This is a genomic window from Pseudohaemophilus parahaemolyticus (assembly GCF_938021905.1).
GTDB classification, from domain to species: domain Bacteria; phylum Pseudomonadota; class Gammaproteobacteria; order Enterobacterales; family Pasteurellaceae; genus Haemophilus_A; species Haemophilus_A parahaemolyticus_B.
In genome coordinates this window covers 1-6,099 of sequence record NZ_CALIFA010000015.1, presented here as the reverse complement: position 1 = coordinate 6,099, position 6,099 = coordinate 1, and the positions used below count along the sequence as shown (strand labels likewise).

At 37.8% G+C, this 6,099-nt stretch carries 7 protein-coding genes; 4 read left to right on the top strand and 3 right to left on the bottom strand.

Translation table 11 applies throughout. From position 1 onward, the window contains the following. Window positions 1-34 precede the first annotated feature (34 nt). Window positions 35-823, top strand: a complete 789-nt coding sequence (locus tag QMF79_RS00970; RefSeq protein WP_425591869.1) for a hypothetical protein — start codon at window positions 35-37, stop codon at window positions 821-823. 18 nt (window positions 824-841) lie between these two features. Next, on the top strand, window positions 842-1,393 hold the full coding sequence (locus tag QMF79_RS00965) for a TIGR00645 family protein (RefSeq protein WP_040217404.1): 552 nt from the start codon (window positions 842-844) through the stop codon (window positions 1,391-1,393). Window positions 1,394-1,434: 41 nt separating this feature from the next. On the opposite strand, the gene plsY is transcribed toward QMF79_RS00965, so the two are convergent. Continuing rightward, the gene (gene plsY / locus QMF79_RS00960) at window positions 1,435-2,028 is read right to left on the bottom strand and encodes a glycerol-3-phosphate 1-O-acyltransferase PlsY (RefSeq protein WP_281772403.1); all 594 of its coding nucleotides are present in this window, start codon (window positions 2,026-2,028) and stop codon (window positions 1,435-1,437) included. A gap of 84 nt (window positions 2,029-2,112) precedes the next feature. On the opposite strand from plsY, the gene folB reads away from it, so the two are divergent. Continuing rightward, window positions 2,113-2,466 (top strand): dihydroneopterin aldolase, encoded by a 354-nt coding sequence (folB, locus tag QMF79_RS00955; RefSeq protein WP_281772402.1) that lies wholly within the window; start codon window positions 2,113-2,115, stop codon window positions 2,464-2,466. A gap of 110 nt (window positions 2,467-2,576) precedes the next feature. Here the strand turns inward: folB and sohB are convergent, their stop codons facing one another. Both sohB and lpxB read right to left on the bottom strand, forming a co-directional pair. Then, complete coding sequence (gene sohB, locus QMF79_RS00950; protein WP_281772401.1) at window positions 2,577-3,629, bottom strand: protease SohB; 1,053 nt, start codon at window positions 3,627-3,629, stop codon at window positions 2,577-2,579. A 52-nt stretch (window positions 3,630-3,681) separates the two neighbouring features. After that, window positions 3,682-4,845, bottom strand: coding sequence for a lipid-A-disaccharide synthase (lpxB, locus tag QMF79_RS00945; protein ID WP_281772400.1), 1,164 nt, complete (start codon window positions 4,843-4,845; stop codon window positions 3,682-3,684). A gap of 467 nt (window positions 4,846-5,312) precedes the next feature. Between lpxB and QMF79_RS00940 the strand changes: the two genes are divergently transcribed. After that, the coding region (locus tag QMF79_RS00940) for a GlgB N-terminal domain-containing protein (protein ID WP_425591868.1) at window positions 5,313-6,099 on the top strand (787 nt) is incomplete at its 3' end.

Sequence of the window (6,099 nt, the reverse complement as noted above, 5' to 3'; positions counted from 1 at the left end):
AGCTCCAGTTATCCCTACTCCTTCTTTACCTGATGTGAATAAAGTAGAAAAACCTGTTGAAGCTGTCAAACCAGCTCCAGTTATCCCTACTCCTTCTTTACCTGAAGTGAAAAACGAAGAGAAACCAAAAGTAGAAGAACCAGTTGTAAGACCTAGCGTTTTATCATTTGCTGGTGTTCAATTTGAGACTAGCGATGGATTTATTTTAAATGAAAATACTGTTGGTACTCCGACTTCATTAGGATTAGTGATTGATCATAATGGACACCAACACTTTGTGTACTATAAACAATTAGTAAATTCTAAATTTGAAAAATTAATTCCTGAAAAATATTTAGAACAAGCTAAAAAAGAGTATAAAGAATTAGAAGATAAAGTAACTGAAAAAATAAATTACTTATCAAGCAAAAACAACATCGATAAAAATACAATTAAATATGTATCTACAGCACAAGGAGATGCTCTTTCATATGACGGTAAAACAACATTATTAGATAATATTAATGTTAACGATGTAACTGTGGCTCCTACTGAAAAGCCAGCAGAAAACAACAAAGAAGAAAATAATACAGAAAATAAAGAAAATTATTCTGTTGAGAAAATATCTAAAAATAATCACACTGGTATTTATGAGAATGGTCAACTCGTCAGTAATTTTACTGAAGAAGAATTACGTTTAGGGGCTCAAAGACCCTTAACGAAAGATGAAATCCAATACTATAAAAGTCTTTGTCGCTATGCTTATATGTCTGACCAAGATGTAATAGAAAACCACTGTCAAGCGAAAAAAATAAGCTTTTCAAGAAAAGTATATTCTAATTAATGATGTAAGTAGGAATCTATGGAAGAACAGAAAAACAATGATCCTTATGTAAAATATAATGCTCAAGCTAATTCAATTAGTAAACTTATTTTTATGAGTCGCTGGTTACAATTACCTATTTATTTAGGATTAATTGTAGTGCAAGGCATCTATGCCTATAAATTTATGAAATCGCTATGGCAATTGATTACAAATATTAACGAAATGGATTCTAACACCATTATGTTAGCAGTCTTAAATTTAATTGATGTAGTCATGATTGCGAATTTATTAGTGATGGTAACAATCGGTGGTTATGAAATCTTTGTTTCAAAATTGAGAACAAGAAATCACCCTGATCAACCAGAATGGTTAAGTCACGTAAATGCAACGGTATTAAAAGTAAAACTTTCAATGTCGATTATCAGTATTTCTTCTATTCATCTTTTACAAACATTTGTAAATGCCAACAATATGCCTGAAAAAACAATGATGTGGCAATTACTCCTACACTTAGGTTTCTTAGTTTCTGCAATTGCATTGGCTTACACAGATAAAGTACTTTATAGTACAAGTCATAAAACACACTAACTAAAATCTTGTTAGACGGGAAAAATCCCGTCTTTTTATTATTAAGTAGATTTAAATCTAATCCTATCTTCCTGACCTCTCCATAAACGTTGAATATTATCATGATGACGATAAACCAATAAGCAACAAACCAGTGCAACAGGGAACGTAAATTCAGGTTTATACCACCACACGAAAGCAGGCAAAATAAGAGCAGTAATAACTGCACTTAATGAAGAGTAGCGAAAAACGAGGAAAGTTATCAGCCAAGTTGCAAGTGATAACCCTGAAATTTCCATTCCAAAAGGAATCAGTGTTCCTAATGCAGTTGCAACACCTTTTCCACCACGGAAACGGAAAAAAATAGGAAAAACGTGTCCTAAGCAGGCGGCTAATGCAATAAAACCTATTTCGCTTGGTTCTAATCCCAAACGGAAAGCAATCGCAACAGGCAACATTCCTTTTAACACATCAAATAGCAACACCCCAAGAGCAGAAAGACGCCCGCCTATGCGTAGTACATTTGTTGCACCAGGGTTTTTCGAACCATTTTCACGCGGATCAGGTAAGCCTGCTAATCGGCAAAAAATAATCGCACTTGATATTGAACAGAACAGATAAGTTCCGAAAATCATTAAATACGCAGTAAGTGTCATATTTTTCCTTATCTTTGTGTTATATTGTCGCTATTTTACCGCATTATCTACATAATAAAAGTAGAATAAAATAAGGAAAACCCAATGCTTGATAAAGTTTTTATTCACGAACTTACCGCTTTTGCATCCATCGGTGCTTATGATTGGGAGCACACCATCAAACAACGCCTTGTATTTGATATTGAACTCTATTGGGATTTCAGCAAAGCGGTGGAAACCGATGATGTGCAATATTGCTTAAATTATGCCGAAGTCTCAGAGCGAATTTTACATTTCGTGGAAGGAAGACCTTTCAAACTGGTTGAAACAGTTGCTCATCAAGTGGCAAATTTATTGCAAGAAACTTACGGCATTCAAAAATTACGAATCAAATTGCACAAGCCTAAAGCCGTAGCACAAGCAAGCAGTGTCGGTGTGATTGTTGAAAGAGGGTTTTAAATTTAATGGGACGTTTCAACTATGTTAGCATGTTGAAACGTTATATCTAGGGGCTGTTGATAATTCATTTACATTTGAGTTATCAACAGCCCCTAAGAAAAGTAAAAATATTACATCACATCCACTCGTTTATTCACAAGTTTAGTAATCACATTACCAATCGATTCTTCCATCTGCAAGCCAATGCGTTTGGTCAGATTTTTCTTCTCTTTGTATTTAATTTCAATAATTTCTTTGTTTTCGACCGCTTTTACAAGCAAATCATCACTCGTTGAAATCTCATCAATTAAATTCAGCTCAAGCGCTTGTTTGCCGAACCAGTGCTCACCCGTTGCAATTTTTTCAATATCTAATTGTGGGCGGTTCTCACGCACAAATTGCTTGAATAACTGGTGGGTTTCCTCTAACTCTTGTTGGAATTTTTGTTTACCTTTTTCGGTGTTTTCCCCCATAAAAGTCACGGTACGTTTAAATTCGCCCGCCATCATTACATCTACATCGACATCGTGTTTTTTGAGCAAGCGGTGAATGTTTGGCACTTCAGCCACTACGCCCACAGAACCGATAATCGCAAAAGGTGCAGAAACAATTTTATTCGCCACACACGCCATCATATAGCCTCCACTTGCAGCAACTTTATCAACGGCTACGGTCAGAGGAATATTACGCTCACGCAAGCGTTGTAATTGAGAAGCCGCTAATCCATAGCCATGCACAACACCGCCAGGGCTTTCGAGTTTAAGCAACACTTCATCTTCTGGTTTCACAATCGAAAGCACAGCAGTAATTTCACGGCGTAAAGCACTTACAGCGTGGGCGTGCACATCTCCATTAAAATCTAATACGAATAAACGAGATTTTTTCTCTTCATCTGACTTTTCTTCGCCCTCTTTAATGCGTTTTTTCTCTGCCTTCGCTTTTGCTTTTGCCTCTTTTTTCTCGGCTTTCTCTTTTTGTTTTAGCTCTTCTTCGCTGAGAAAAAACGCTTCAAGCGATTCTTTCTCTTCTTTATATTTTTCAGAAAAATCAGTTAGCATGATTGTGCCGTTTTCTGGATGCTTTTTGCTTTCTAAAATAATCATCACAATCACAGCAACTACGCCGAAGATAGTGAGAAGTTCTAATAAGAAAATGCCGTAGTTAAGTAAAATGTCTTTCCACATTGAATGGGTTCCTTTGTTAATTTGTAAAATAATGAATAAATTTGACCGCTTGTTATTTTTGTTCCAACACATCCACCACAGCTTGTGCTGCCTGTGCATCGGCATCGCATTGGATCAGTTTATGTAAGTCGGTAAAACGATGCTTGAGTTCATTTTTTTGTTTTAAACTCTCTACATCATTGCTCAAATAGTGATTGAGCGACCACGCAAGGTTATCAGGATTACACTCTTCTTGAATCATCTCTGGGACAAGCGGTGCATTTGCAAGTAAATTTGGCAAAGAGATATACTCGGTTTTAACCAATTTTTTCGCAAGCCAATAGGTGAGAGGTTTCATTTTATACCCCACCACCATCGGCGATTTACAGAGCATTGCTTCTAATGCTGCCGTGCCAGAAGCCAGTAACGTACACTCTGCAGCGATCATCGCTTGGCGAGCTTGCCCTTGCAAAATATGCAGATCCAATTCTGGGGCAATATTTGCTTTAATCTCTTCTAACTGTGCTTGGCGTTTTTCATTCACCATCGGCACAAGAAATTCCAAATCTGGATGCTTCTCTTTTAACAGTTGAGCGGTTTTCAAAAAAGGCTCTGCCAAGAATTGGATTTCGCTACCACGACTACCTATCAAAATAGCCACATAGCGTTTGCTTTCATCTAAACCGAGCTTTTCACAAGCCTCTGTTCGGTTAGGTTTTAAGGCTATCGCATCTGCCATCGTATGACCGATAAAACGACAAGGCGTGTCGAATTTATCGTAAAAAGCTTTTTCGAACGGTAAAAATGCTAACACTAAATCAGTCGCACGTTTGATTTTATGCACCCGATTTTGTCGCCACGCCCAAACAGAAGGGCTGACATAGTGAATCGTTTTGATGCCGTTTGCCTTGAGTTTTTCCTCCACAGTGAGGTTAAAATCAGGGGCATCAATGCCGATAAACACATTGGGTTTCATTTCAAGCATCGTTTCAATCACTTGCTTACGGCGTTTGAGTAAGCGAGGCAGATGCTTCAACACTTCTGCCAAGCCCATCACGGAAAGCTCTTCCATCTCAAATAAAGTTTCACAACCTGCTTTTCTCATCTGCTCGCCCGCTACACCAATAAAGCGTGCATTTGGGTAGTGTAATTTTAATGCATTGATTAAGCCAGCACCTAGAATATCGCCTGAGACCTCACCTGCAACGAGTGCGATTAAAGGAGATTTTTGTTCCATTTTCTCTAAGTTTTCTGTCGTTTTCTAAAGTTAAAAATGGTTTCATTATATTGTGATTAGCACGAATAGCAATCTATGCCGAAAATTTATACGATATTCCAAAAATTTCTTGACAGAGATCACGCTTTTTAACAAAAGTCATTGTATTTATTTTGTTTAAGTCTAGAATTCAAATTAACTAAAAATTGGTAAATTTTTAAACGCATGACACTGGAAAGCATATTTTTTGATAGGGAAGTTTCCACAAAGCCACTTAATGAGGAAGGCGGATTCTCTTTTTCTGGTTCTTTTAAGCAAACGTTTTCGTCATGCTTGTTTGCTCAAAAACCGCCATCCAATGAAGGCAATGTTTCTCAACCTTTTGCAATATTTTGGCAAAACTTGACCGCTTGCCTTCATTTCTTTCTACACAACCATCCCTATCGTGCCCATTTGCTTATGCTGTTTGTCAATTGTGAGGTTTTCTTATGACTCAACTCGTTACCCAATCTGTCATTGATGCTTTTTTTGATGGGGTTAATTCTGATCCCTTTTCTGTTCTCGGTATGCACGAAACCGATCTCGGCATAGAAATTCGCACCTTATTGCCAGATGCCAATCGAGTAACGGTAATAGAGCGTGAAAGTGGTAAAACGATAGCGGAATTAGACCGCTTGGACGAGCGTGGTTTCTTTGCTGCGGTGATCCCCAATTGTCGTCAATTTTTTGCTTATCAATTACAGGTTTTTTGGGGTAATGAGGCACAAATTATCGAAGATCCTTATCGTTTTCATCCTATGATTGATGATTTGGAACAATGGCTACTTGCTGAAGGTTCTATGCTTCGCCCCTATGAAGTGCTGGGTGCACATTTTATGGAATTCGATGGTGTGAGCGGGGTGAATTTCCGCTTATGGGCACCTAATGCAAGACGCGTTTCTATTGTTGGCGATTTCAACTATTGGGATGGTCGCCGTCATCCTATGCGTTTTCATCTAAAAAGTGGTGTTTGGGAATTGTTCCTACCAAAAGTTTGTCTTGGTCAGCTTTATAAATTTGAATTGATTGATTGCTTTGGGAACTTGCGTTTGAAAGCGGATCCTTATGCGTTCAGCTCACAACTTCGCCCTGATACAGCATCGCAAGTCAGTGCCTTACCGAATGTGGTGGAAATGACTGAAGCACGCAAAAAAGCGAACCAAGGCAACCAACCGATTTCCATTTATGAAGTGCATTTAGGATCTTGGCGTCGTAATTTAGAAAACAATTTTTGGC